Here is a 2,566-nt window from a genome sequence, read left to right on the forward strand (position 1 = left end):
GCCTGCTGCCGCCGGGCCTCGGTCAGCGACGGCACGGCCTCGGCCGCCCTGATCTCGGCGGCGATGCCCTGCCAGATGTGCTCCGGCGGGTCGGGCAGGTCACCGAGGCTCTGCGTCTCCACGCCGAGCCCGGCCACCTGCCGCAGGGCCGTCAGCTCGGTGCGGCAGTGCCCGCAGGTGTCGAGATGGGTGCTCTCCCCGTTGTCCGCATCGCTCTCACCGAGCGCCAGAAAAACCAGCCGCTCGTGCTCCAGGTGCTGCACCGTCCACCTCCCATCTGCGTTTCAAGCTCGCCATGCCGCGCCGGATGTGACTCTTCACGGTGCCCAGCGGCACCCCGGTCACTGTGGCTATCTGCTGGTGTGTCAGGTCGTCGTAGAAGGCCAACTCCAGCATGCGTCGTTGGTCGTCGGGCAGGCGTGCCAGCTCGTCCGCGATGACCAGCCGGTCCACCACCCGGTCCGGGTCCGGCGTCGTCTGTGCCGGCTCGGGCAACTGCCGGACCGTCTCCACCACGCGGGTCTCCCGCGCCGTGGCCCGCATCCGGTCGATCACCTTGCGCCGGCCGATGCCGAGCAGCCAGCCGATCAACGACCCCTTGGCCGGATCGAAGGTGTCCCTTCCCAGCCAGGCGGCCACGAACGTCGCCTGCGTCACGTCCTCGGCGTCGGCGCGGTTGGCCAGCATGGACGTGGCCAGGTGGAGTACGGCACGGCCGTAGCGGTCGTACGCCTCGCGCAGCGCCACCTCGTCGCCGGACCGGAACCGGGGCGCGAGGTCGTCCACCGGTGGGTCGGGTTGTTGTGGTAGCGCCGTCATCGGGCGTCCAGCCTTCGATGGGGCATACCCGACTGTAGCTGCCACAGCCCTCGCCCCACTCTCCCGGTCGATGTCATCTCACCAGCTCTTCGTCCGCCGGGCCCGATCCGGATGCGGTCGTGGCCGGAAAAAGAAATCGCGTAAGGCGCATCCAGCCGTCGCGGAGCCGGCGTAACCCGTTCTGCAAGCCAGGCCTGACGAATCAGCACCAATCACCAGGAGGCAGACATGCAGCTCTCGTACTTCCGTCGGGTCGCCGCGGGCGGCGCCGTCGCCGCGTTGGCCTTCGCCGGCGTCGCCGCGTTCACCGCCAGCCCCGCGTACGCCGCCACCTCGAAGGTCTCGGTCGTGCACGGCATCCCGGACACCTCGGTCGACGTCTACGTCAACGGCAAGAAGACGCTCAACAACTTCAAGCCCGGTGACGTGGCCGGCCCGCTGAACCTGGCCGAGGGCGAGTACGACATCGCCCTCACCAAGCCGGGCGAGCCGATCGGCAGCGCGATCCTCAAGGTCGACAACGCCGAGGTGCCGGGCGGGGCGAACATCAGCCTCGCCGCGCACCTCGACGCCGCCGGCAAGCCGAAGATCACGCCGTTCGTGAACGACGTCTCGAAGGTCGACGCCGGCAAGGCCCGGCTGATCGTCCGGCACACCGCCGCCGCCCCGGCGGTCGACGTGCGTGCAGGTGGCACCCCGGTCTTCAAGGGCCTGACCAACCCGAAGGAGGCCAAGGGCGACGTCGACGCCGGCACGGTGAAGGCGGACGTGGTGCTGGCCGGCACCGACACCGTGGCCATCGGCCCGGCGGACCTCAACCTCAAGGAGGGCACCGCGACGATCGTCTACGCGATCGGCTCCGCCGAGGACAAGACCCTCGACGTGGTGGCCCAGACGATCACCGGCCTGCACTCCGCCCCGGGTGGCGTGCCGAGCGGTGACGGCGGCCAGGCGGGCACCGGCGTGCAGACCTGGTGGTACGCGCTGACCGGTGCCGGCGTACTCCTGCTGCTTGGTGGTGGGGTGCGGATGGCGACCGCGCGGACCGGTCGCAAGTGACGGTGCGCAACCGCGGCGCGCTGGCGGCCCTGGCCGCCGGCGTTGCCGCGCTCACCGTCGCCACCCTGGTGGCGTGCAACTCCCAGCCGGCCGAGAACGTCGGCGCCGAGGAGGCGAGCACGCTGGCCGCCAGCGCGACCCCCTCGGCCGTCGGCGGCGACCCGTCGGTGCCGGTGACCGCCGGCGAACTGCCCGCCGGCGCCGGGGTCGTCCCTCCGGTCCGGCTGGTGATCCCCGGGATCGACGTCACCGCCACGGTCAACGCGGTCGGCATCAACAAGCGGACCAACGAGTTCGAGGTGCCGCCCAGCGTCGATCAGATCGGCTGGTACCGCTACGGCCCCGGCCTGGAGGCGGGCGCCGGTTCGGTGGTCATCGCCGGTCACGTGGACAGCGCCAAGCAGGGCCGGGGGGCGTTCTTCCGGCTGCGCGAGCTGGACCAGGGCGACACCCTGACCGCGACCGGCAGCGACGGCAAGGCGCGAAAGTACCGGGTCGTCGCCCGGGAGGAGTACGCCAAGACCAAGATCCCGCTGGAGCGGTACTTCGCCCGCGACGGCAAGCCGCGACTGACGCTGATCACCTGCGGCGGGCCGTTCGACGCCAAGGCCCGCAAGTACCGCGACAACATCGTCGTCACGGCGGTGCCCGCCTGACCGGGCGGTCGCGACGTGCCGGGGTGGGGGAA

The 2,566-nt window shown here is 71.4% G+C and carries 3 protein-coding genes and 1 pseudogene; 2 read left to right on the forward strand and 2 right to left on the reverse strand.

Features of this window, described 5'->3' with window-relative positions:
* Positions 1 to 263, reverse strand: a pseudogene (locus tag AB0J68_RS30765) (anti-sigma factor); the annotation flags it as partial.
* Complete coding sequence (locus tag AB0J68_RS30770; RefSeq protein ID WP_355066973.1) at positions 217 to 819, reverse strand: sigma-70 family RNA polymerase sigma factor; 603 nt, start codon at positions 817 to 819, stop codon at positions 217 to 219. The gene AB0J68_RS30770 and the pseudogene AB0J68_RS30765, both read right to left, overlap by 47 nt.
* Positions 820 to 1,047: 228 nt before the next feature.
* On the opposite strand from AB0J68_RS30770, the gene AB0J68_RS30775 reads away from it, so the two are divergent.
* Together AB0J68_RS30775 and AB0J68_RS30780 are read left to right on the forward strand one after the other, a co-directional pair.
* Complete coding sequence (locus AB0J68_RS30775) at positions 1,048 to 1,878, forward strand: DUF4397 domain-containing protein (protein ID WP_363942228.1); 831 nt, start codon at positions 1,048 to 1,050, stop codon at positions 1,876 to 1,878.
* Positions 1,875 to 2,534 carry a class F sortase gene (locus AB0J68_RS30780; RefSeq protein ID WP_354863261.1) on the forward strand — a complete coding sequence of 220 codons (660 nt, stop codon included), beginning with the start codon at positions 1,875 to 1,877 and terminating at the stop codon, positions 2,532 to 2,534. Before AB0J68_RS30775 ends, AB0J68_RS30780 begins: the two co-directional genes overlap by 4 nt.
* Positions 2,535 to 2,566: the final 32 nt, after the last annotated feature.

Source organism: Micromonospora sp. NPDC049580 (assembly GCF_040675595.1).
Taxonomy (GTDB): domain Bacteria; phylum Actinomycetota; class Actinomycetes; order Mycobacteriales; family Micromonosporaceae; genus Micromonospora.